This window comes from Cupriavidus sp. HE11, from assembly GCF_056097175.1.
The window spans coordinates 2,599,844-2,621,527 of the sequence record NZ_CP184464.1 but is presented as its reverse complement, the minus strand read 5'-3'; the positions used below and the strand labels follow the sequence as shown (position 1 = coordinate 2,621,527).

Here is a 21,684-nt window from a genome sequence, read left to right as displayed (position 1 = left end):
AGGACCTTCAGTCCTCGGGGCCGCCGTCGGCCTGTGCCTGCGCCCGGCGTGCGGCACGGCGCCGGTCGGCCTCGGCCATCTCTGCCAGGCACGCCCCGGCATCGCCCTTCACCAGCCGCACGCTGCAGGCCAGCATCAGGTTCATTGGCAGGCCGAAGTTCTCGACCACATAGTCGTTGGCATCGCGCGCATCGCCATCGTCGTCGGTGGTGACGCGCACGCGGTCCAGCAGCGTTCCCGCATCGGCCGCATAGCCCCACACCGGTTTCTGCAGCGCCACGGCGAAGCCGACCTCGAATGCCGTGCCGCTGTCGGGCTCGCCGGGACCGCGAAAATCGTCGAGATTGGCCATCACGAGATCGGCACGCCGGATCAGCGCGATATTGGCTTCATAGATCCACTGCGCCGTGTCCGGCCCAGACAACCCCTTCGGCGCCGCCTTGTCGAGCGGATAGCAGCCCTCGAAGCCATGCCGGGCGCAAAGCGCCTTCAGATGCTCGCCCCAGGCGAGCGCATCCTTGCGAAATACGTCGAAACCGGCGAGGTAGATGGTCTTCATGGCATGTCCTGGGTGGGGGCACGGCGCAAGGATACCTCAGGCGACCCATCGCATCGCTCGGGCTACTGCCGGGACAGAAGGCGCATGCCATACGGCCCAAATAATATTCGATAGGAAATATCCGAAACAAAATTAAATGCATTTCAGCGTTATTTCGGCCCTATTCATCAACCTGCGCATACCTGTTACACGATAGACCAAAAAATAACATGGGAATATTCCCAAACAGCACCAACCAATCTCAAATATTTCGTAAATCAACGATTTAATAAAAAAAACCGAGTAAATAGTATCTGCCCCTGTCAGGAACGGTCGATGCGCATCGTCGCGCGTCCGCATGCAGGGGCCAGGCACGCTCGCTGTTGCCCCTCATCGTCGCGTATGCATGCGCGCATCGTCCGGAGTGCCTGATTCAGGCCGGATGACCTGATCTGTTCTGACAATCATCAACCCAGAACCATGACATGAGGCTAACAGTGAAACACATTCGAACCACAATCCTTGCCGCGTCCCTGGCATTTGCTGCAGCAAGCCAGACGGCATTCGCGGCGGATGGCACCATTACCTTCACGGGCCGGCTAACCACGCAGACCTGCACCATCTCCGGCAACGGCGGCAACAACAACTTCACGGTGGCGCTACCGACAATCTCCACGTCGGCGCTGGCAACGGCGGGCAACGTCGCGGGCCGCACGCCGTTCACCTTCCGGCTCACCGGCTGTGCGCCCAACACCGGCAACGTCTCGATCTACTTCGAGCCGGGCGCCACCATCGATACGGCGACCGGTCGCCTGAGGAACACGGTAACCGCCGTGACCGGCTCCGGTAACAGACCCGCCGTCGTACCCGCCGGGAACGTGCAGATCGGCGTGCTGAACGCCAATATGACCGACGTCGCACTGGGCTCGGCGTTCGCGTCGCAGAACTCACAGCAGGTCGCCCTTGCCGCCGGCAGCGCCACGCTGCAGTACTACGCCCAGTACGTTGCCACAGGCGGTGCGGCCACCGCCGGCACATTCTCCACGACGGCAACGTACTCGGTCGTGTACCCGTAAGTCCGGACGTATCCGGCATGTCCGCCGGCATGTCCGCATGCCGGCGCTTCCCTCCCATCCGGTCCCGAACCGTCGTCCACGCCAACCGTCCATATGTTCAAGACTCCTCGCAGCCGCGCAGCCGTGGCCGCCCTACTCCTGGCAATGGTCGCGCCCGGTACCTTTGCCTCCGTCGTGCTGACTGGCACCCGGGTGATCTATCCCGAACCGGAACGGGAAGTCACCCTCAAGCTGACCAACGAAGGCGAGTCACCGACGCTGGTGCAAGCCTGGATCGACGACGGCAATCCCGATGCCACGCCCGAGGAAGCGAAGGCGCCGTTTACGCTGACCCCACCGCTGTTCAGGCTGGACCCGGCCAAGGGACAGACCCTGCGCATCATTCATCTGCCATCGCCGCTGCCCCGTGACCGCGAATCGTTGTTCTGGCTCAACGTCCTGGAAGTGCCACCAATCGCATCCGGCGACGCCGACCGGCCAAACTCACTTCAATTTGCGTTCCGCACGCGCATCAAGCTGTTCTTCCGCCCCACCGGGCTGGCTGGCGATGCGGATAGCGCGCCCCTGAAGGTCACCTGGCGCCTGGGGCGCACGAGCAATGGCCAGCAGGTACTCACCGCATCGAACCCGACGCCGTACCACATCACCTACATCAAGGTCGACGCCACGGTGCGCGGAAACGTCTACGGCAATGACGCTGGCGCGATGGTCGGCCCCGGCGCGACGGTCGACTTCCCCATTGCCGATACGCCGGTCGACGCCGGAGAGCCCGACCGGGTGCGCTACCGCACCCTCAACGACTTTGGCGCCAGCGCCGACGGCGTCCACGAATCCAGGCCAGCGGGGACGGCGCAAGACCGATGAAGACGCGGAACCGGAAACCGCGCGCATCGCGCGTACTCACGGCACATTGGGTGCTGGCCACGACATTGCCGGCCGCCGCGTTTGCGGAAGAAGCCGGCAAGGCCGCGACTGTGGCAACAGTCGAATTCAACGCGCTGTTCCTGCAGCGTCCGGATGGCACCAGTGTCGACGTCAGCCGTTCCGCAACGGGCAATCCCGTCACGCCGGGCAACTACCCGGTAGACATCTATCTGAACGGTGCCTGGATCGGGCGCGACACGATACGCTTCCAGTTGCAGAACGAGATCGTGGCACCGTGCCTCGATCCGTCGCTGATCGCCAGGCTGAACCTTGACGACCGGGCCTTGCCGCCCACCAGCCGCAGCGCGATAGCACGGGCGGTCAGCGGAGAATGCACCCATCCTTCCGCCATTTCGGAAGATATCGGCTGGTCATTCGACCTGAACGATCTGCGGGTGGATTTCAGCGTGGCGCAGGCATTGCTGCGCCGGACGCCGCGCGGAAGCGTCAGCCCTGAACTGCTGGATGATGGCGTCCCTTCGGCGACGCTTTCCTACAACCTCAATACGTTTCACTCGACCGGTGCTGGCGCAGGCACCTCCACTTTCCTGGGCCTCGACACCGGCGTGAATGCCGGGCCGTGGCATTTCCGGCAGCGGTCGTCGATGAGCTGGCAATCGGTCGGCACGACGCAGTACGACTACCAGAACATCGCCACCTATGTGCAGCGCGACATTTTCTCGTGGCGCAGCCAGCTCACTTTTGGCGACGCCTATACGGACGGCGCCGTGTTCGACAGCTACTCCGTACGTGGAGTGAACCTGGCCAGCGACGATCGCATGCGGCCAGACTCCTCACGCGGCTACGCGCCGCTGGTGCGCGGTGTCGCGCGTTCGAACGCGCGCGTGACGGTCACGCAGAACGGCAACAAACTCTACGAAACGACGGTAGCGCCCGGTCCGTTCGAGATCAACGATCTCTATGCCACAGGCTACGGCGGCAACCTGCTGGTGACCGTGACGGAGGCCGACGGCAGTCAAAGCAGCTTTACCGTGCCCTACGCGTCCGTGGTGCAATTGCTGCGGCCTGGCACCACCCGCTATTCGGCCACGGCAGGCGAGTACCGCAATGGCGCAAAGTTGGCCTCGAACCGGGAAAAGCTTGTTCAGGGGACGGTGCAGCACGGCTTCAGCAACCTGGTCACGGGCTATGCCGGCCTGGTGGTCTCCGAAGGCTATCAGGCGGCGCTGGTTGGCGCGGCATTCAACCTGCCCATCGGCGCATTTGCGCTGGACGCCACCCATGCCCGTGCATCGATACCGAACGCTGACAAAAGCAGCGGCCAGAGCGTACGCCTCAGCTACAGCAAGTTCGTGCCTTCCACCACCACCAACATGACCATCGCGGCCTACCGCTACGCCACACGCGGCTATTGGTCGATGCGAGACGCGTTCGCGGCACGTTCCAGCAGCGGCAACGCCGCCGCGGTCGACCGGCAGCGCAGCCAGCTGCAGCTGACCGTGAATCAGAGTCTGGGCGAGCGCTGGGGCAACGTCTACCTGACCGGCACGTCGGCCGAGTACTGGAACCGTAGCGGGACGGCGCTGATGTACCAGCTCGGCTACAGCAACACGATGCGGGCGCTGGGCTTGCCGATGACCTACAACATTGCGGCGTCGCGCCAGCGCGAGGCGCATACCGGGCGCTTCAGCACGCAGGTGTCCGCATACCTGGCGGTGCCGTTGGGCAAGGGCACGCAAGCGCCATTGCTGTCGCTTGGCGCGACTCGCGACAACACCGACAACTTCTCGGAACAACTACGGCTGGCTGGTACCGCGCTGCAAGACAATGCCGTCACGTACGGCCTGAACGTCGACCGTACGCCGCACGCCACAACGGGCGGAGGCAACGTCCAGTACCGCATGCCATTTACCACGGTATCGGCTTCAGCAAGCGGGGGCAGCGGCTACACCCAGTATTCGGCTGGACTGCAGGGCGCGCTGGTGGCCCACCCGGGCGGACTCACGCTGGCGAACTTCCTGGGCGACACCATCGGCATCGTGGAGGCCAAAGGCGCCACCGGGGCGCACGTCGTCAACGCGCCGGGGGTCAGAATCGACCCGTTCGGTTACGCCATCGTGCCGTACCTGCAGCCGTACCACATGAACACGGTCGAACTGGATCCCAAGGGGCTGCCACTGGACGTGTCGCTGAACACGACAAGTACACAGGTGGCACCGCGCGCGAATGCGGCCGTCAAGATCAAGTTTGCCGCCATCACGGGCCGCTCCGCCATCGTCTCCGCCGCCAGGCCCGGTGACCGGGCACTGCCATTTGGCGCCACGGTCTCGGACGACAGGAACGGCGAGATCGGCATCGTCGGCCAGAGCGGCATCATCTTCGCCCGGGGCATCGAGCAAGCCGGGCGCCTGACGGTGACCTGGGGCAAGCGCGACGACCAGCGCTGCGTCATCGACTATCGCTTGCCGCAACGGTCAGGCGATGAAACGTCCTATCCGCAAATCCGATCGGTGTGCCAGCCTGGCGAAAAGGAGAGGTCATGAACGTGCTGTCGTCCGTCACCTGTGCATCCCGTGCGCCCATCGAGCGATGCAAGCGAGAGATCATCGCCACATTCCTTTCAACCGGCCTCTCGTATGGAAAACCTGGCGCAAGGACACTGCTGGTCTGGCTCGTGTCCAGCCTGCTGCTCTGGATTTCGCCGGGCGCCCGGGCCCAGCAGTTTTGTTCCATCCAGAGCCAGCCGTCGGTACTTTCGTTCGGCCAGATCGATACAGCGCGCGACGCTCCCATTGGCACGGTGATCAGCAATTCACGGACGGTTACCGTGACGGTCAGGTGTCCGCCCAGCAATGGGCGCGGATTTCGCGCCGTAGCCTACCCCAACCGGACTGTGTCGAGGGCTGTACGAGGCGTTTGGGAGACCAACATTCCAGGCATTGGCATACGCGCGAGAAATTCCGCAGACGGCATTACCTTGTCGCAAGTTTCCCCTGGCACTCCACCCGACGACATCAGCCGGGCCATTGGACCCACCATCCGACCCGCCAGGTACACCAATTCCCGGACGTATTCGATCACGCACCAACTCGTCAAGACAGGGCCAATAGACGTGAGCGGTCAAATCAATATCGGCACCCTGTACACGCTGCGCATTTACAACCTTACGCGCCGCGTCACAAGTGAGGCGCGAGGCTCCGTAAGCATCGGCCGCAACACTATCATTGCATCGCGATCCTGCAGAGTCACCACCCCCGGCGTCACCGTGGCCCTGACAGATGCGCTGGCCTCCGCATTGCAGGCCAATGGGGCAAGTATCGGCAGCTCGGGTTTTGCCATCGGGTTGCAGTGCGACACGAACACCAATGTGTTTATCACGCTGACGGACGCCACGACCCCGGCCAACCGTTCGGACCTGCTGACGCTCGCAAACGGCTCCACGGCACGGAACGTCCGGCTTCGGGTTCGCAAACAGGATGGCACGGCCGTCAACTTCGGGCCGGACTCGGCCGCATCGGGAAATGCCAACCAATGGCGGGTGGGCCAGGTCAGTGGGGCCACGCTCATTCCGATGAGCGTCGAGTATGTCTCCAGTGGCAGGGCCACCGCTGGCACCGTGCGCGCGGTGGCAACGTTCACGATGAGCTACCAGTAGCGGCGCGGCGCACCAATCAAGGATTGATCGCCGGATGCTTGAGTGCGTGGGCGGCCTCGGCCATATGCTGGCGGTAGTTGCGGTCGTCCTGCGCGAGCCCCAGTTCGCCGCTGCGATAGGCCATGGCCAGCGTCTGGATCGACGCCGGATGCTCGCGCTCGGCCGCCGCCTCGTACCACGCCACCGCGCGGGCATCGTCCTGCGCCACGCCTTCGCCTTCGCGATAGGCATTGCCCAGCATGAACATGGCCTGCGCCACGCCGCCGTCGGCCGCCACCTTTAACCAGCGCGCCGCGCTGGCCGGGTCAGGCGTACGGCCATGGCCGCCGCGATACATCAGGCCCAGGTAGTAGGCCGCGCCGATATCGCCGCCGTTCGCAGCCGCGTCAAGCTGGCGCCAGGCCAACGGCAGGTCTGCCCGGCCCGATGCCAGCGTGCCCAGCATGGCCGCCTTGCCGAGCAGGAACTGTGCGCGCACATGGCCGCTGTCTGCCGCCATGCGCATCCAGCGTTCGCCTTCGGCGCGCGTGGCCGCATCGGCGCGCGACATCAGCGTTTCGCCAAGTGCGGCCCGCGCGGCGGTCTCGCCGGCGCTGGCGGCCTGTTGCAGTTGATCCAGCGCCGAAGCATCGCCGGCCGAGGTCGCCAGCAACTGCCACTGCGACAGCTCGGCGTGGCGCGTGTCGAACTGATGCCGCCACACCGCAGCGCCGGCCACGCCGGCGGCCGCCACGGTCACGGCCAGTGTTGCCGCCACGAACAGCGGATGAATACGCGGCAGGCGTCGTGACGCGGTGCGCGCAGGAGCAATAGTGGCGGCAGCAGTAGCAGTGACTTGCATCGTTTTTGGATTACTGGTTCAGGTCGATCTTGTACTTCGACAGGTTCTTGCCCGAGCCGTCGTCGGCCGCAACCAGCGACACGCCGGCCACGCCGCCCGCCGCTGCCTGGGCAAGCATCCCCACCCCCGAGCTGAACACCACGTCGCCGGCGGTCACCACCTTCGTGAAGTGCCAGCTGCGAGCGCTGCCGTTGGCAACACGGGTCACGTTGGTGATGTCCTTCACGTACTGGATCAGCACGTCGCGGTTGGCATCGGGCGACGCATAGACCGTCTTCGTGCCATCCAGGCCCGGGAAGTTGCCGCCGCCGCTGGCGCGATAGTTGTTGGTCGCCACGATGAAGTCCATGGCCGCCGTCACCGGCAAGCCCTTGTAGGTCAGGTTCTTGATGCGGCTGCCCACGGCCTGCGTGACATCGATCTCGTACTGCATGTCCGTGTCGGTGAACATGTCGAAGTTGTAGCCCGGGAACGTGCTGATCAGTTGCTGCTCGGCGGTCACCGCCGGGTCGATCCGGTTGAAGCGCTTGGCCGCCGTTTCCAGCCACGCCTTCAGTTCGTCGCCATTGACCTTCACCGCGTAGACCGTATTCGGGTACAGGTACAAGTCGGCGGCGTTGTTGATGGCGAGGCTGCCCATCGCCACGTCGGTGTAGTCATTGCCACCACCGAAGCCGCTCTTGAACGGTGCCGACACCGACAGCACCGGCAGCGAGGCCAGCGCCGGCAGGTTGGCCGTGATGTAGTCCTTCACATACTTGGCCTGCGCCTGGTTCACGATCTCGATCGCGCCCGGATCGCCCACATCGGCGAAGTAGCTCGTCATGCTGTAGTTCGTGCTGCCGATCGGCGTCTTCACGTACTGGATGGTGGCCTGGTGCTCGGTGTCGATGGCGGGCGCCACGCTGGCGTCGGCGGCTACGTAGGTCTTGTCGGCGTTCTGGGTCGAGCGGGCCTCCACCTTGGTGTTGGCGCGGTCGACGCTCCACTTCTTGCCGTCGTAGTTCAGCGCCAGGTTGACCACGCCCAGGTGCTTGCCCCAGTAGTTCGCCATCACGGTCGGCACGCCGTTGACCGTGCCCTTGACCTTGTCGACGCCCGGCAGGTTGAACTGGCTCACCGTGCTGTTGGCGTCGGGGAAAATCTGGTGCGAGTGGCCGATCAGCATCGCATCCACGCCATCCACCGTCGACAGGTGGTAGCTGCCGTTCTCCATCGTCGGCGAGTACGTGGAGTTATCCAGGCCGCCGTGCGAGATCACGACCACGAGGTCGGCGCCCTTGGCACGCATTTCGGGGATGTACTTCTTCGCGGTCTCGACCACGCCTTCGGTGTAGACCTTGCCGTCAAGCCAGCGCTTGTCCCAGCTCAGGATGGCCGGCGGCGCAAAGCCGATGATGCCGACCTTGATCGGCGCCGAGACGGTCTTGCCGTCGGGGCCGGTGGCCGTGATCGTCTTGTTCAGGATGGCATACGGCTGGAACAGCGGCTGGCGCGTCTTAACGCTGTAGACGTTAGCCAGCACCTGCGGAAACTTCGGACCGGCGCAGGTCTGCTGCGCGGACGGATCGGGCAGGCCATCGACATTGAAGCGGTTGCCCGTGACCTGGCTCAGATACTGCAGGCCGTAGTTGAATTCGTGGTTGCCGATGCCGCCGCCGTCGAAGCCGGCCGCGTTCATCACCTTGTACATCGCCAGCGTCTCGCTGCAGCCGATCGGCTTGACCAGCGCCTGGTAGTCGGACAGCGCGGTGCCCTGGATGGTGTCGCCGTTGTCCAGCAGCATGCTGTTCGGGAATTCGGCGCGGGCTGCCTTGATCAGCGTGGCGACGCGCTCGAAACCGATCGACTTGTCCTCGGCGAGCTTGAAATAGTCATAGCTCAGCACATTGGTGTGCAGGTCGGTGGTTTCCAGCAGTGCCAGCATGGACTTGGTGCCAGCCGGGATCGACGTATTGCCGTTGTTGCTGTTGTCGCCGTTGCTGCCGCTGCCCGCGTTGCTGTTGTTGTCGTCGGAGCCGCAGGCGGCCAGCGCGGTGGCGGCCATGGCCGCCAGCAAGGCGGCCCGGATGCGATGGAGTTGCATGGTCTCGGATTTCCCTGTTGTTTTCTGTATTAGGTGCAGCCCGGGGATTGTCGGAAGCCGGGATGGCAGGGAAGTGGCGAAACCGCGTCATTACTGTGACAATCCGTACACATATGACAAAAACGTCATATTTGTGCTCGATCGGGCCGGGCAGGACTATTCCGATTGGCTGAAGACCGTTATCCGATTGCGCAATTGACGCTTCGTTATATAGACGCTTATATTGCGAATGCAAACCATCGAGCACTCCATCACTCTTTCCTGACGCATCTGCCATGAGCCTCTATCCCTTTGCGCGCCGTGCCGCTGCCGGCGCCGCCCTGGTTGCCCTGACCCTGGCCGCGCCGTCGGCCTTTGCCGCCGACCTGGTGGTGTCCGCCGCCGCCAGCCTGACCAACGCGTTCAAGCAGCTGGGCGAGCAGTTCGAGCGCGCCCACCCCGATACCAAGGTGGTGCTGAACTTTGGCGCGTCGGACGTGCTGATGCAGCAGATCGTCAAGGGTGCCCCGGCCGACGTGTTCGCCTCGGCCGACCAGAGCGCCATGGACAAGGCCGAGAGCGAGAAGGTGGTGCAGGCCACCACCCGCAAGGATTTCGCGGCCAACGCGATCGTGCTGATCGTGCCGCATGACAGCAAGCTGAACATCGCGGCGGCCAAGGACCTGACGCGCGGCGACATCAAGCGCATCGCCTACGGCAATCCGTCGTCGGTACCTGTGGGCCGCTACACCAAGGGCGCGCTGGAATCGCAAGGCCTGTGGGGCGCGGTCGAGGCCAAGGGCGTGCCGGCCCAGAACGTGCGCCAGGCGCTGGACTACGTAGCACGTGGCGAAGTCGATGCCGGCTTCGTGTTCGCCACCGACGCCGCCGTGATGCCCGACAAGGTCAAGGTCGCCACGCGCGTGCCGACCACCACGCCGGTGACCTACCCCATCGCCGTCACCACGCAGAGCAAGCAGGCGCCCCAGGCCAACGCGTTCGTGCAGTACGTGCTGTCGCCCGAAGGCCAGGCCACACTGGCCAAGTACGGCTTCCAGAAGCCCTGACGCCGGGATCGCCCGGCCTGCTCTGGTAGCCTTGCACCTCCGAATCACTGTCTGAATTTATCGTCATGGATGCTGTCTGGATTCCGCTGCTGCTGTCGCTCAAGGTGGCGGGATGGGCCACGTTGCTCAATGCCGTGCTGGGCGTGGCCGCGGCCTATGCCATTGCGCGCTGGCGCTCGCGGGCGCGCGATGTGGTCGACGCGATCCTGACGCTGCCGCTGGTGCTGCCCCCTACCGTGCTGGGCTACTACCTGCTGGTGCTGGTGGGACGCCGTGGCGTGTTCGGTGCCTGGCTCGAAAACCTGGGCATCGAACTGGTTTTCACCTGGCAGGGCGCGGTGCTGGCCTCGACCGTGGTGGCCTTCCCGCTGGTGCTGAAGTCGGCACGCGCCGCGTTCGAAGGCGTCGATCACCAGCTCGAGAATGCGGCCCGTGTGCTGGGCATCTCCGAATCGGCCATCTTCTTCCGCGTGACGCTGCCCATGGCGCTGCCCGGCATCGTGGCCGGCGTGCTGCTGGCGTTTGCCCGTGCACTGGGCGAATTCGGCGCCACGCTGATGGTGGCCGGCAACCTGCCCGGCCGCACCCAGACGCTGTCGGTCGCCATCTACGAAGCCGTGCAGGCCGGCAACGACGACACCGCCAACCTGCTGGTGCTGGTGACCTCCGTGACCTGCATCGTGCTGCTTGTGGTGGCGGCCCGACTGGTGCCACCGGCGCAGCGCGGCACCGGCAACGTGTTCGAGCGGCGCAAGTTCCGGCGCGACGCCATCACCGGATGACATTGCCATGAGCATGCAGATCACCGTCCGCAAGCGCATGGCATCGCAAGATCGTCATTTCGCGCTCGATATTTCGTTCGAATCGGATAGCCGGCGCATTGCGCTATTCGGCCCGTCCGGCGCAGGCAAGAGCCTGACGCTGCGGGCCATTGCCGGCCTGATGGCGCCCGACAGCGGGCGCATCGTGCTGAACGGCCGCACGCTGTTCGACAGCGATACCGGCGTCGACGTACGGCCACAGGAGCGCCGCGTGGCCTACCTGTTCCAGGACTACGCGCTGTTCCCGCACCTGACCGTATCGCAGAACATCGCGTTCGGGCTCAGGCAGGGCTGGCGCAACCCTGCACGCCGTGCGCTGCCGCCCGAGGCCGCGCGCTGGGTCGACGCGTTCGGTCTGCGCGAGATCGTCAACCAGTATCCGTCGCAGATTTCAGGCGGACAGAAGCAGCGCGTGGCACTGGCCCGCGCGCTGGTGGCCCGGCCCGATATCCTGCTGCTGGACGAACCGTTCTCGGCACTGGACCCCGCCTTGCGCGTGCGCATGCGAGAGGAACTGCGGGCGCTGCAGGAAAGCCTGGATGTACCGATGCTGATGATCTCGCACGATCCCGAAGACGTCGAGGTACTGGGCGACCACGTGCTGGAAATCCGCGATGGCCGCATCCACGCCAGCGGCCGCGCCGACCGGCATCCGCCGATTTACGCGCCCGTCAGCGCTCACGCCATCTAGCGTTCAGGGGGCCTGCTGGCGCAGCAGGTCCAGATAGGCGCCCTCGATCAATGCATCGGGCGCCACGCCCAGCCACGCCATCAGCGCGTGGGCCTCTGCCACGCCGGCATCAACCGCCTCGCCGTCGCGCAGTACCACTTCCAGTTCCAGGAAATCGCCCAGACCTTCCACGCGGTCCAGATGCACGCGGGTGCGTCCCACCAGGAACAGTGTGCGCACCTTGCGCACCCGGCCGCTGATGCCATGCGCGGCAGTGAGCGCCTCGCGCAGCGTGTCGGGCGACGCCGTGGGCGACAGGATGTAGAAACTCTCCTTCGGCCCCGCCTGGTCCGGCCGCGCGTAGAAGATCAGCTGGCCCGACGTCGCATCGAAGGCGCGCAGCTTGAGGCGCCCGTTCGGGCACGGAAAAAACGTGTCGTCCTGCTCGATCCGTTCCGGGCCCTCGGTGGCGATGGCCGCGGCGCGGGGCACCAGTGCGTCGACGCTGTCGATACGCGCCTTGATTTCCACATTGCGTGCCATGGCTCAGATCATCGTGCCCAGGATGACGCTGGACGCCTTGAAGATAGCCAGCGCGCGCACGCCTTCCTTCAGGTCCAGGTCGGCCAGCGCGCCATTATTGATAATGGCCGCCACGGTACCGCCGCCATCGAGTTCGAGCACCACCTCGGCATTGACGGCACCAGGCACCAGGCGGGCCACCTTGCCAGGCAACTGGTTGCGTGCGGAGAGGCGCACGGCAGGGTCCGGCAGCCCGATCAGCACGGACGACGCCTTGACCAGTGCGAATGCCTCGGCACCCGGGGCCAGGCCCAGCGTCTCCACGCTCTCGTGCGTGATGGTGGACACGATGCGCAGGCCGCCCGGCAGCGTCAGCGTGACTTCGTCGTTGACGGCACCGGTCCGCACGGCTTCCACGCGGCCGAACAGCTTGTTGCGCGCACTGGTCTGGATCATCATGCGTTGGATCAGGTGAATATCCTCGGGATTGGCATCGGACATCGCGCCGGCCCGTTCCAGGTGGGCAATGAACCGCGCGTGCTCGGCTTCCATGGCGCGGTAGGTGGCAATCAGCCGCCCGGCCCGTTCCGTGAGCCGTGTACCGCCGCCGCCCTTTCCGCCGGCGGCGCGTACCACCAGTGGCTCGCCGGCGCTGTTGTTCATGGCGTCGATGGCATCCCATGCGCCCTTGTAGCTGATGCCCACGGCGCGCGCGGCGGCCGTGATCGAGCCATGTTCGCCGATGGCGGCCAGCAGCGCGATGCGGTCGCGGCCGCCCCAATCCTGCTTGCCGGCGCGAAACCAGATCGCGCCCTGGAGTTCGAGCATGCGCTGACTCGTATGTAATGAAGGGAATGCGTATGGTACCGCCAGAAGCACCCGATGCGTGACTGGCGGCGGATCTGGCGTCAGCTCTGGTGGGCGGGGATGTACCAGCGCATGACGCTGCCGGCAAAGTACTGCTTGTCGAGCTGGCGCAGCAGGCGCCAGCAGGTGAACGGGTCGACCGCCAGGTCGACCCACGCCCAGGGGTGGTTGGCGTCGCCATCGCGCACGATCTCGACGGAGTTCACCTTGGCGTAGTCCTTGAGTTTTTCGCGCAGCATTTCCTCGGTTACATCACGATGCAGCCCGCGGATCAACACCTGCATGACAGCCTCTCCCCAGTTGGAAAGTGGTGATGCATGTATTCTAGGCCGCGCTTTGCCGCGTGGCGGCCGGGCGATGCGGCTATCGCACGTTTCAAGCCATGATGTGTACGCCACCGTCCACGTACACGGTATTGCCCGATACGCGACGTGCATAGGGCGTGGCCAGGTACGCGGTGGCGAAACCGACATCCATGATGTCGACCAGTTCGCCCAGCGGCGCCCTGCCGGCCGCCTCGGCCAGCAAGACATCGAAATCCTTGAGCCCGGAGGCCGCACGAGTCTTGAGCGGCCCTGGCGAGATTGCATGCACGCGAATGCCCTTGGGTCCAAGCTCGTAGGCCAGGTAGCGGCAGGTGGCCTCCAGCGCGGCCTTGACCGGCCCCATCAGGTCGTAGTTCGGCACCACGCGGTTGGCGCCGTCATAGCTCATCGCGAACATCGTGCCGCCCTGCCCCATCAGCGGCACGGCCCGGCGCGCCATGCGGATGAACGAATGGCACGACACGTCCATGGCCCGCGCAAAACCGGCGGCCGACGATTGCAGCAGCCCGCCTTGCAGATCCGCCTTCGGCGCAAAGGCCACCGAATGCACGACCGAGTCGAGCCGCCCCCAGACCTCGCCAATGCGCGCGAACAGCGCGTCCATCTGCGCGTCGTCTTCCACATTCAGCGGCATCAGGATCGGTGACGCGATCTGCTCGGCCAGCGGCGCCACATGCGGGTAGGCCTTGTCGTTCAGATAGGTCAGCGCCACCTCGGCACCCATCTCGTGAAACGCACGTGCGCAGCCCCAGGCAATGGAATCCTCGTTGGCAACGCCAACGACGAGCACGCGATTGCCGGACAGCGGGGGACTAGGAACCTGGAGCATGAGCAAACCTCCCGTTGTTTGCCTTTCTGCGGGCCTGCCCTCCGTCCGCGGTTCGCGGCACAGGAGGGAAAGCCAGCGACATACCGCTACGCCTGCGCTTCCTGCGTGGCCTTGCCGTTGCCGTGGTCGGTGCCGAACACCTCGGCCACTTCCCGATAGCGGGCCAGCCATTCCGCATCGAGCGGGCCGCCAACCGTCAGCACGCGATGCGCCAGCACCATGATGCGACGGCGCTCCTTCATCTCGGGCACCAGTGCTGGCAACGCCTGGATGGCCCCTTCGGGGTCCAGGCTGACGATATAGCTCTGCCGCCGCACCGCTTCCTTGAAGTCCGCCAGCGTGATGCGCTGTTCCGGCGGGTTTTCCCGCGCCAGCTTGCGCAGCAGGTTGAACGGGCGCTCCTCGATGGCCGAGCGCCCCTGCGTCACATAGGACAGCACGCGCAGGAAGGCATCGAGCGCAGTGCCGGTGCCGATATCGCGCTCGGCTTCGCGCCGGCGCAACTCGGCCACCTGCTTGCGCAGCGCCGTGATGGCGGGTGACTCCGGCGCCTTCGGCGTGGCCGTCATGCCCAGCATTGCCGGCAGCCACGGCGTGGCGTAGATCGATTCGAACATGCGCTCCTGCCAGGCGTCGCGCGCATCGCGATACTGGTCCAGCGAGCGCACGATCTGGTCGGACACGGCCTGCTGCATCGCCAGGAACGGATTGCCGGGAGACACCGGCTGGCGCGCGTCGCGCACGACCGGTGCCATCGCGGCCACCCACTGCATCCACGGATTGCCATCGGCAAACAGCGAGCGTTCCAGCCGCGACGGGTGGATCGCACGAATGCCCTCGGCCGTGGCCTCGTTCGACATGGCCCGGACGAACGGCGATGCATACGTATCGTAGAGATGCTGGTTGATCTCGGCCACGCGGCGCACGACCTCGAACGGCTGCTCGTCCTCGCGGCCGTCGTCAAGCGCGAGGATATCGTCGATGGTCCGACGTTCGAAGCGCACCAGGTAGCGGCCCTCGATCAGTTCGCTGTGCGGGGAATCAGGCGCAACGTCCTCGATCTTCGCTTCGTACAGCCCCGGGGGCAGCACGTCGATAAGGTCGAGCGCACAGAACAGCTCCGAGTGCTCCTTGTTGGCGACGCTGCCCGACACGAAAATGCCCAGGTGCCCGATGGACGGATGCAGGCAATAGACGATGGTCTGCTGGTTGGCGACCAGTTCGTCCACGTTCGCATAGAGATCGGGAATCCAGTTCAGCGCCTGCTGCGGCGGCGTGATGTTGTCCCCCCAGGAGGCAAACACGATCACCGGCGAGCGCACGTTGCGCAGGTCGATCACGGTCTGGCCGTCGCTGCTGCGCACTTCGCCGGCCGTCAGGTGGTTGCCGACGAACAGGTTCTGCACGATCCAGTCGATCTCGCCGCGGTTCATCAGGAAGTGCCCGCCCCACCAGCGCTCGAACTCCAGGAAGCGCGGCCCTTCCGTATCGACCTTGGCGTAGACGTTGTACAGCTTTTCCCAGAGCGTGTTCGACGGGTTCAGCTTCTCGAAATTCTGCACCAGCCAGGCGCCGTCGAAGCGGCCATTGCCCAGGTCAGCCGCCAGCGACGACAGCCACGTGCCGCCAAGCAGCCCGCCCGAATAGCGCATCGGATTCTTGCCGCGCACGCCCGACCAGTACGCCACCGGCGCACCGGCCAGCAGGATCGGCCCGGTGGCTTCCGGCGACGCGGCCGCCAGGATCAGCAGCGCCCATCCGGCCTGGCAATTGCCGACGACGAAGGGCTTGCCCGGCGCATCGGGATGGCGCTCCGCCACCGCCCGCAGGAACTTGCCCTCTGTACGCGCCACATCCTCGATCGTCTGTCCCGGACACGGGTCGCGGAAGAACGTGATGAAGTAGCACGGATGCCCGGTGCGGATCGCGTTGCCGATTTCACTGTCGGCCTTGAAGCCGCCGATGCCCGGGCCGTGTCCTGCCCGCGGGTCCATCACCACGAACGGACGCTTGGTCATGTCGGTGGGATGCGCGTCAGGCGGCACGATGCGCAACAGTGCGTAGTTGACCGGCCGGGGCAGGTCGCGCCCGTCCATCAGCACTTCGTAGTCGAACACCAGCACGGGCGGCATGCCGCCGCGCTCGTGCTCCTCGGTCTCGTTGCCACGGCGGCGCAGGACATCCAGGAACAGGATGGAGCGCTGCCAGGCGTCGAGCCCGTATTCCCAGGCGGCCTGCGCCACCGGGTTCATCGGCACCGGTGGCAACATCGCAAAGGGGAAGGGGAAACTGGCTGAAGTGGGGGGCGCGGCCGGAGCAGTCGTGTCGGCCGGCTGGCCCGGCGTGGCGGCCTGGGCGGCGGCGTCCTGCCCGGACGTTTGCCCCGGAACAGGTTGGCGTGCATTCATTTCCGTTTCTCCTTGGGGATTGGCGGAGTCAGGTGGCGTGCAGCGTGGCGCAAACAACGCTTGCTGCGATGCAACAGCAAAAATCTACCAGCCTCGGGGCGGCGTGACAACCGTTACCAAAGTCCAATGCGACAGTCGGCCTTGCATATGACAAAAGCAAGTCATCGATACGACGCTCGCGGTGGCCTATACTGGCTCGAAGCTGTTTGCGCAACGCAGCATCCGTGCCTTGCCGGTTGCTGTTCCGATGGATTTCCAGGTACCTGCCCATGCCGACACCATCGTCCGACGACAAGTACGCCCGGTTGCTTGCCCGCTGCGAGGGCCTTCCGCCCATCCCGACCGCCGTGGCCCATCCCTGCGACTATTCGTCGCTCGATGGCGCGCTGGAAGCCGCCCGGCTCGGGCTGATCGTGCCGATCCTGTGCGGCCCGGCCGCACGCATCCGTGCCGTGGCCGAGGAGCATGGCCTCGCCCTGGGCGACACCGCGATCATCGACGCCGCGCACAGCCATGCGTCGGCGGAATGTGCGGTCGAGGCCGTGCGCACCGGCCGCGCCGAACTGCTGATGAAAGGCAGTCTGCACAGCGACGAACTGCTGCACGCGGTGGCGCGCAGCGCCAGCGGCCTGCGCACAGGGCGGCGCCTGTCGCACGTGTTCGCGATGGATGTGCCCAGCTATCACAAGCCGCTGTTCATCACCGATGCGGCGGTCAACATCTTTCCCACGCTGAACGAGAAGGCGGACATCGTGCGCAATGCCATCGACCTGGTGCGCGTGCTCGGAGTCGATCGGCCCAAGGTGGCGATCCTGTCGGCGGTGGAGACCGTAACCGACAAGATCCCGTCGACGATCGACGCCGCCGCCCTCTGCATGATGAGTCTGCGCGGGCAGATCGAAGGCGGCCTGCTCGACGGCCCGCTGGCGTTCGACAACGCGATCAGCAAGGCCGCGGCCGACACCAAGGGCATCAAGTCTGACGTGGCGGGCGATCCCGACATCCTGCTGGTGCCGGACCTGGAGGCCGGCAACATGCTGGCGAAGCAGTTGACGTTCCTGGCCGGCGCGGAAGCCGCGGGCATCGTGCTGGGTGCGCGCGTGCCGGTCATCCTGACCAGCCGTGCCGACAGCGTGCGCGCCCGCATTGGCAGCTGCGCCATCGCGGTGCTGCTGGCGCATGCGCGGCGCACCTCGCAAACCACCGTACCGGCCTGAGGAGACCCCGGCGTGAGCACACCCCATCCCGTCATTCTCGTTGTCAACGCCGGTTCGTCGAGCGTCAAGGTGTCGATCTACGTGGTGCCCGACGCAGCGCACGAGAACGTCGACATCCAGCCGTCGCTGGCCGCGAATGGTCAGATCGAAGGCATCGGCGTGGCGCCGCGCCTGGTGGCCCGCATGGCCGATGGCCGCGAGGTTACCGACCAGAAATTTCCCGTCGAGCAGGTGGCGGACCACGACGCCGCGTTCAGGCTGATCCGCCTGACGCTGAGCGTGGCGCTGCGCGATACGCCACCCGTCGCCATCGGCCATCGCGTGGTACATGGCGGCAGCGACTTTGCCGATGCGGTACGCATCGACGATGAGGTGATTGCCAAGCTGGAAACGCTGGTGCCGCTGGCGCCGCTGCACCAGCCGCACAACCTGACCGCGATCCGCGCCATCCGCGGCGCGGCGCCCGAGCTGCTGCAGGTGGCCTGCTTCGATACGGCGTTCCATGTGGGCCGCGACGAACTGGCGCAGCTGATGGCCCTGCCCTACGAGTACTACGAGCGGGGCGTGCGGCGCTATGGCTTTCACGGCCTGTCGTACGCGTATATCGCGCGCCGCCTCAGGCAGGTGGCGCCCGACCTGGCCGAAGGTCGTGTCATCGTGGCGCACCTGGGCAACGGCGCCAGCCTGTGCGCGATGCACGGCGGCAAGAGCGTGGATTCGACCATGGGCCTGACCGCGCTCGACGGCATGCCGATGGGCACGCGCTGCGGTTCGATCGATCCTGGCGCGGTGCTGTACCTGGCCGCACAGGGCATGAGCGCCGACGCGATCCAGTCGATGCTGTATGGGCAATCGGGGCTGAAGGGTATCTCGGGCATCAGCAGCGACATGCGGGCGCTGCTGGCAAGCGACAGCCCGCGTGCAAAGCTGGCCGTCGATTTCTACGCGTATCGCGCCGCCCAGGAAATCGGCAAGCTGGCGGTCACGCTCGGCGGCCTGGACGCCCTGGTCTTCACGGCCGGCATCGGCGCCAATTCGCCCGACATACGCGCCCGCATCTGCGCGCATCTGACCGACCTGTTCGGCGTCTCGCTGGACCCCACCGCCAACGGCGACAACTGCCGGCGTGTGAGCCGCGATGCGAGCCGCATCCCGGTACTGGTGCTGCCTACCGACGAGGAAGGCATGATCGCGCTGTCGACGGCGCGAATCCTGCGCGACTGCGGCGGGCTATGACGCCCTACGATGCGAGGTAGTGGTCCCGCAGCAATGCGGCGTCCACGCCGAGGTCGTCGGCCAGGAACCGTTCGAGGCTGCCATACGTCGTGGTGATTGCATCCATCGAAGCCTCGATGTATTCGGGGCGTACCTCCAGCAGCGGCAGCATCGCATCGGCCGTCACACCGATCTGACCCACGCCGGCCAGCATCCTTTCATTGAAGCGCTGGTTCCAGTGGTTCGATTCAAGGTAGTTGGCCACGATCTCGTCCTGCGACACCCCAAGCGCACTCAGCAGCAGCAACGACGCAAAGCCGGTGCGGTCCTTGCCCGCCGTGCAGTGGTAGTAGAGCGTCTTGCCCGCTTCGGCATGCCGCATGAACGTACCGAACGCGTCGCGATAGCGCACCGGAAAATCCCGATACACGTCGAGCATGAAGCCGTGCATCTGCGCGGCATTGCTGGCACGCAGCCGCGGCAGCAGCACGTCCATCGACATCGTGCCGTCGAGCACTGGCACTGCCAGCCATTCGAACCGTTCGCCGAAGGCTTCCTCGGCGGGCGACTTCTCGCCTGACGACCGGAAGTCGACCACGATGTCCAGCTGCAATGCGTGCAGCTTGTCGAGATCCGCGGCACAACCGAGTGCGGGATTGGCACTGCGATACAACCTGTTTTGCCGGATGTGACGTCCGGCGTGACCGGCCAGCCCGCCCAGGTCGCGGGCGTTGGCAATGGTCTCCAGGTCCAGGCAAGGCCGCATGGTGGCGACCGCGCAATGTTCAGTCTGGGTCTGCATGGCTTGTTGGCGCATCACACGATACGCATTCGAGATCGTTCAGCATCGGCACCAATTATTTCAGATCGTCCGCGGCGGCGACACCATGGTTACCACCATATCCGTTCAACCGTTGTCGCGCTTGCAACAAGGCATTTCAGTCGACAACGGTTGACACGGCAGAGAGTTGATCCAAGGCAAGCTGGCAAGGGTCATCGCCTTGGCACCGAGTGACGCCTTTCACATAATGACCCTATGTCGAACGCGGCGAACCACGCGTCGCGACGCAAGGCGACACGACAAGGCACGACGCGTTTGACAGGCTGATCCGTTCCAAGGACATCACAATGCCTGATCCGCAAATCTCTCCTGCCGGCGCCGGCGCCACTGCCGCCACCGCCGCCACCGCCGCTGCACCTGCCGCCCCCAAGCTTCGCATTCACTGGGGTCTCTACGCCGCCGTCGTCGTCCTCATCGCGGTGCTGATGGTGCCGATGCCACCCGATCTGCCCGTGGCCGGCCAGCGCATGCTCGCCATCCTGGCCTTCGCCGTGGTGGTGTGGATTACCGAAGCCGTCACCTACGAGACCAGCGCCATCATGATCACGTCGCTGATGGCCGGGCTGATCGGCTTTGCGCCAACCGTCAACGATCCGAACACCATCTACGGCACGTCGCGTGCGCTGGGCATGGCGCTGGCCGGATTCTCGAATACCGCGCTGGCCCTGGTGGCTGCCGCGCTGTTCATCTCGGCGGCCATGACCGTCACCGGACTGGACCGGCGTATCGCACTGGTCACGTTGTCGGCCATCGGCACCAGCACGCGCCGCATCCTGATCGGCACCATCGCGGTCACCATCATCCTGAGCCTGGTGGTGCCCAGCGCCACCGCGCGCAGCGCCTGCACGGTGCCGATCATGATGGGCGTGATTGCCGCGTTCGGCGTCGACAAGAAGTCGAATATCGCAGCCGGCATCATGATCATGGTGGCCTTGGCTACCAGCGTGTGGAACGTTGGCATCCAGACTGCCGCCGCGCAAAACCTGCTGACCGCCGGCTTCATGGACAAGCTGCTGGGCGAGCGCGTGACGTGGCTGCAATGGCTGATTGCAGGTGCGCCCTGGGCCATCATCATGTCGGCGGTGCTGTACTTCCTGGTGCGCTGGCTGCTGCCGCCCGAAACCGATGCCATCGCCGGCGGCAAGGAGGCCGTGCAGCGCGAACTGGCCGCGCTTGGGCCGATGACCGGCCCCCAGAAGCGGCTGGCAGCGGTAGCCATCGGGCTGTTGCTGTTCTGGGCCACCGAAGGCAAGCTGCACGCCTTCGACACCGCCACCATCACGTTCGTGGGCCTGGTAATCCTGATGATGCCGCGCATCGGCGTGATGGACTGGAAGACGATGCAGCAGCGCACCCCGTGGGGCACGCTGATCGTGTTCGGCGTCGGCATCAGCCTGGGCACTGCCCTGCTGACCACGCAGGCCGGCCAATGGCTGGGCAAGTTCGTGGTCACGCATTCGGGCCTGGCCGACCATGGCACGCTGATGGTCTTCGCGGTGCTGGCGGCCTTCCTGATCCTGATCCACCTGGGCTTTGCCAGTGCCACGGCATTGACCGCGGCACTGCTGCCGATCCTGATCTCCGTCCTGCAGACGCTGCCCGGCGACATCAACAAGGTGGGCATGACGATGCTGCTGGGCTTCACGGTCAGCTTTGGCTTCATCCTGCCGATCAATGCCCCGCAGAACATGGTCTGCCTGGGCACCGACACCTTCAACGGCAAGCAGTTCGCCCGTGTCGGCATCCCAGTCACGATCATCGGCTACCTGCTGATGCTGCTGTTCGCCTCGACGTACTGGCGCTGGCTGGGCTGGGTGTGAGGCCAGCCGGGACACAAGCCC

19 protein-coding genes are annotated in these 21,684 nt (G+C 65.4%); 10 read left to right on the top strand and 9 right to left on the bottom strand.

From position 1 onward, the window contains the following. Window positions 1-7 precede the first annotated feature (7 nt). The gene (locus tag ACOABP_RS12145; RefSeq protein WP_474225266.1) at window positions 8-559 is read right to left on the bottom strand and encodes a nucleoside 2-deoxyribosyltransferase; all 552 of its coding nucleotides are present in this window, start codon (window positions 557-559) and stop codon (window positions 8-10) included. A 476-nt stretch (window positions 560-1,035) separates the two neighbouring features. Here ACOABP_RS12145 and ACOABP_RS12140 point away from each other — a divergent pair, with 476 nt between their 5' ends. The 4 genes from ACOABP_RS12140 (at window position 1,036) to ACOABP_RS12125 (ending at window position 6,154) form a co-directional block, all read left to right on the top strand. Further along, window positions 1,036-1,614, top strand: coding sequence for a fimbrial protein (locus ACOABP_RS12140; RefSeq protein ID WP_474225264.1), 579 nt, complete (start codon window positions 1,036-1,038; stop codon window positions 1,612-1,614). Between the two features lie 123 nt (window positions 1,615-1,737). Beyond that, the gene (locus ACOABP_RS12135) at window positions 1,738-2,478 is read left to right on the top strand and encodes a fimbrial biogenesis chaperone (protein ID WP_474225262.1); all 741 of its coding nucleotides are present in this window, start codon (window positions 1,738-1,740) and stop codon (window positions 2,476-2,478) included. Continuing rightward, a complete protein-coding gene (locus tag ACOABP_RS12130) occupies window positions 2,475-5,042 on the top strand; it encodes a fimbria/pilus outer membrane usher protein (RefSeq protein ID WP_474225260.1) in 2,568 nt (855 codons plus the stop codon). The genes ACOABP_RS12135 and ACOABP_RS12130 overlap by 4 nt, the downstream gene beginning before the upstream one ends. Continuing rightward, complete coding sequence (locus ACOABP_RS12125; protein WP_474225258.1) at window positions 5,039-6,154, top strand: fimbrial protein; 1,116 nt, start codon at window positions 5,039-5,041, stop codon at window positions 6,152-6,154. Before ACOABP_RS12130 ends, ACOABP_RS12125 begins: the two co-directional genes overlap by 4 nt. 16 nt (window positions 6,155-6,170) lie before the next feature. Here ACOABP_RS12125 and ACOABP_RS12120 read toward each other — a convergent pair whose 3' ends face one another. Beyond that, entirely contained in the window at window positions 6,171-6,995 is an 825-nt protein-coding gene (locus ACOABP_RS12120; protein ID WP_474225256.1) for a tetratricopeptide repeat protein, read from the bottom strand. A 10-nt stretch (window positions 6,996-7,005) separates the two neighbouring features. Then, entirely contained in the window at window positions 7,006-9,081 is a 2,076-nt protein-coding gene (locus ACOABP_RS12115; protein WP_474225254.1) for a bifunctional 2',3'-cyclic-nucleotide 2'-phosphodiesterase/3'-nucleotidase, read from the bottom strand. A gap of 275 nt (window positions 9,082-9,356) precedes the next feature. Between ACOABP_RS12115 and modA the strand changes: the two genes are divergently transcribed. The 3 genes from modA to ACOABP_RS12100 all read left to right on the top strand — a co-directional run bounded on the left by modA (window position 9,357) and on the right by ACOABP_RS12100 (window position 11,639). Next, a complete protein-coding gene (gene modA / locus ACOABP_RS12110) occupies window positions 9,357-10,127 on the top strand; it encodes a molybdate ABC transporter substrate-binding protein (protein ID WP_474225252.1) in 771 nt (256 codons plus the stop codon). Window positions 10,128-10,192: 65 nt separating this feature from the next. After that, on the top strand, window positions 10,193-10,909 hold the full coding sequence (modB, locus tag ACOABP_RS12105; protein WP_474225250.1) for a molybdate ABC transporter permease subunit: 717 nt from the start codon (window positions 10,193-10,195) through the stop codon (window positions 10,907-10,909). Window positions 10,910-10,916: 7 nt separating this feature from the next. Further along, entirely contained in the window at window positions 10,917-11,639 is a 723-nt protein-coding gene (locus tag ACOABP_RS12100; protein ID WP_474225248.1) for a sulfate/molybdate ABC transporter ATP-binding protein, read from the top strand. A gap of 3 nt (window positions 11,640-11,642) precedes the next feature. Here ACOABP_RS12100 and ACOABP_RS12095 read toward each other — a convergent pair whose 3' ends face one another. The 5 genes from ACOABP_RS12095 to ACOABP_RS12075 form a co-directional block, all read right to left on the bottom strand. Beyond that, window positions 11,643-12,161, bottom strand: a complete 519-nt coding sequence (locus ACOABP_RS12095; protein ID WP_474225246.1) for a class IV adenylate cyclase — start codon at window positions 12,159-12,161, stop codon at window positions 11,643-11,645. A 3-nt stretch (window positions 12,162-12,164) separates the two neighbouring features. Further along, entirely contained in the window at window positions 12,165-12,968 is an 804-nt protein-coding gene (locus ACOABP_RS12090; protein WP_474225244.1) for a TOBE domain-containing protein, read from the bottom strand. An 80-nt stretch (window positions 12,969-13,048) separates the two neighbouring features. After that, entirely contained in the window at window positions 13,049-13,291 is a 243-nt protein-coding gene (locus tag ACOABP_RS12085; RefSeq protein WP_474225242.1) for an RNA recognition motif domain-containing protein, read from the bottom strand. Window positions 13,292-13,382: 91 nt separating this feature from the next. Beyond that, window positions 13,383-14,162, bottom strand: a complete 780-nt coding sequence (fabI, locus tag ACOABP_RS12080) for an enoyl-ACP reductase FabI (RefSeq protein WP_474225240.1) — start codon at window positions 14,160-14,162, stop codon at window positions 13,383-13,385. An 86-nt stretch (window positions 14,163-14,248) separates the two neighbouring features. Then, window positions 14,249-16,570, bottom strand: a complete 2,322-nt coding sequence (locus ACOABP_RS12075) for a DUF3141 domain-containing protein (protein WP_474225238.1) — start codon at window positions 16,568-16,570, stop codon at window positions 14,249-14,251. A gap of 269 nt (window positions 16,571-16,839) precedes the next feature. On the opposite strand from ACOABP_RS12075, the gene ACOABP_RS12070 reads away from it, so the two are divergent. Beyond that, on the top strand, window positions 16,840-17,787 hold the full coding sequence (locus tag ACOABP_RS12070) for a bifunctional enoyl-CoA hydratase/phosphate acetyltransferase (RefSeq protein WP_474225236.1): 948 nt from the start codon (window positions 16,840-16,842) through the stop codon (window positions 17,785-17,787). A gap of 12 nt (window positions 17,788-17,799) precedes the next feature. Then, window positions 17,800-19,023, top strand: coding sequence for an acetate/propionate family kinase (locus ACOABP_RS12065; protein ID WP_474225234.1), 1,224 nt, complete (start codon window positions 17,800-17,802; stop codon window positions 19,021-19,023). 4 nt (window positions 19,024-19,027) lie between these two features. Here the strand turns inward: ACOABP_RS12065 and ACOABP_RS12060 are convergent, their stop codons facing one another. Further along, on the bottom strand, window positions 19,028-19,804 hold the full coding sequence (locus ACOABP_RS12060) for a tyrosine-protein phosphatase (protein WP_474225232.1): 777 nt from the start codon (window positions 19,802-19,804) through the stop codon (window positions 19,028-19,030). Window positions 19,805-20,130: 326 nt separating this feature from the next. Between ACOABP_RS12060 and ACOABP_RS12055 the strand changes: the two genes are divergently transcribed. Beyond that, the gene (locus tag ACOABP_RS12055) at window positions 20,131-21,663 is read left to right on the top strand and encodes a DASS family sodium-coupled anion symporter (RefSeq protein WP_474225230.1); all 1,533 of its coding nucleotides are present in this window, start codon (window positions 20,131-20,133) and stop codon (window positions 21,661-21,663) included. The last annotated feature ends 21 nt before the right edge of the window (window positions 21,664-21,684 follow it).

What these genes read in the sequence shown, in the direction of transcription:
- ACOABP_RS12085 (WP_474225242.1), bottom strand. Translation starts at nt 13,291, where the DNA reads ATGCAGGTGTTGATCCGCGGGCTGCATCGTGATGTAACCGAGGAAATG.
- ACOABP_RS12095 (WP_474225246.1), bottom strand. Translation starts at nt 12,161, where the DNA reads ATGGCACGCAATGTGGAAATCAAGGCGCGTATCGACAGCGTCGACGCA.
- ACOABP_RS12100 (WP_474225248.1), top strand. Translation starts at nt 10,917, where the DNA reads ATGAGCATGCAGATCACCGTCCGCAAGCGCATGGCATCGCAAGATCGT.
- ACOABP_RS12070 (WP_474225236.1), top strand. Translation starts at nt 16,840, where the DNA reads ATGCCGACACCATCGTCCGACGACAAGTACGCCCGGTTGCTTGCCCGC.
- modA (WP_474225252.1), top strand. Translation starts at nt 9,357, where the DNA reads ATGAGCCTCTATCCCTTTGCGCGCCGTGCCGCTGCCGGCGCCGCCCTG.
- ACOABP_RS12130 (WP_474225260.1), top strand. Translation starts at nt 2,475, where the DNA reads ATGAAGACGCGGAACCGGAAACCGCGCGCATCGCGCGTACTCACGGCA.
- ACOABP_RS12125 (WP_474225258.1), top strand. Translation starts at nt 5,039, where the DNA reads ATGAACGTGCTGTCGTCCGTCACCTGTGCATCCCGTGCGCCCATCGAG.
- ACOABP_RS12115 (WP_474225254.1), bottom strand. Translation starts at nt 9,081, where the DNA reads ATGCAACTCCATCGCATCCGGGCCGCCTTGCTGGCGGCCATGGCCGCC.
- ACOABP_RS12090 (WP_474225244.1), bottom strand. Translation starts at nt 12,968, where the DNA reads ATGCTCGAACTCCAGGGCGCGATCTGGTTTCGCGCCGGCAAGCAGGAT.
- modB (WP_474225250.1), top strand. Translation starts at nt 10,193, where the DNA reads ATGGATGCTGTCTGGATTCCGCTGCTGCTGTCGCTCAAGGTGGCGGGA.
- ACOABP_RS12145 (WP_474225266.1), bottom strand. Translation starts at nt 559, where the DNA reads ATGAAGACCATCTACCTCGCCGGTTTCGACGTATTTCGCAAGGATGCG.
- ACOABP_RS12055 (WP_474225230.1), top strand. Translation starts at nt 20,131, where the DNA reads ATGCCTGATCCGCAAATCTCTCCTGCCGGCGCCGGCGCCACTGCCGCC.
- ACOABP_RS12120 (WP_474225256.1), bottom strand. Translation starts at nt 6,995, where the DNA reads ATGCAAGTCACTGCTACTGCTGCCGCCACTATTGCTCCTGCGCGCACC.
- ACOABP_RS12075 (WP_474225238.1), bottom strand. Translation starts at nt 16,570, where the DNA reads ATGAATGCACGCCAACCTGTTCCGGGGCAAACGTCCGGGCAGGACGCC.
- fabI (WP_474225240.1), bottom strand. Translation starts at nt 14,162, where the DNA reads ATGCTCCAGGTTCCTAGTCCCCCGCTGTCCGGCAATCGCGTGCTCGTC.
- ACOABP_RS12060 (WP_474225232.1), bottom strand. Translation starts at nt 19,804, where the DNA reads ATGCAGACCCAGACTGAACATTGCGCGGTCGCCACCATGCGGCCTTGC.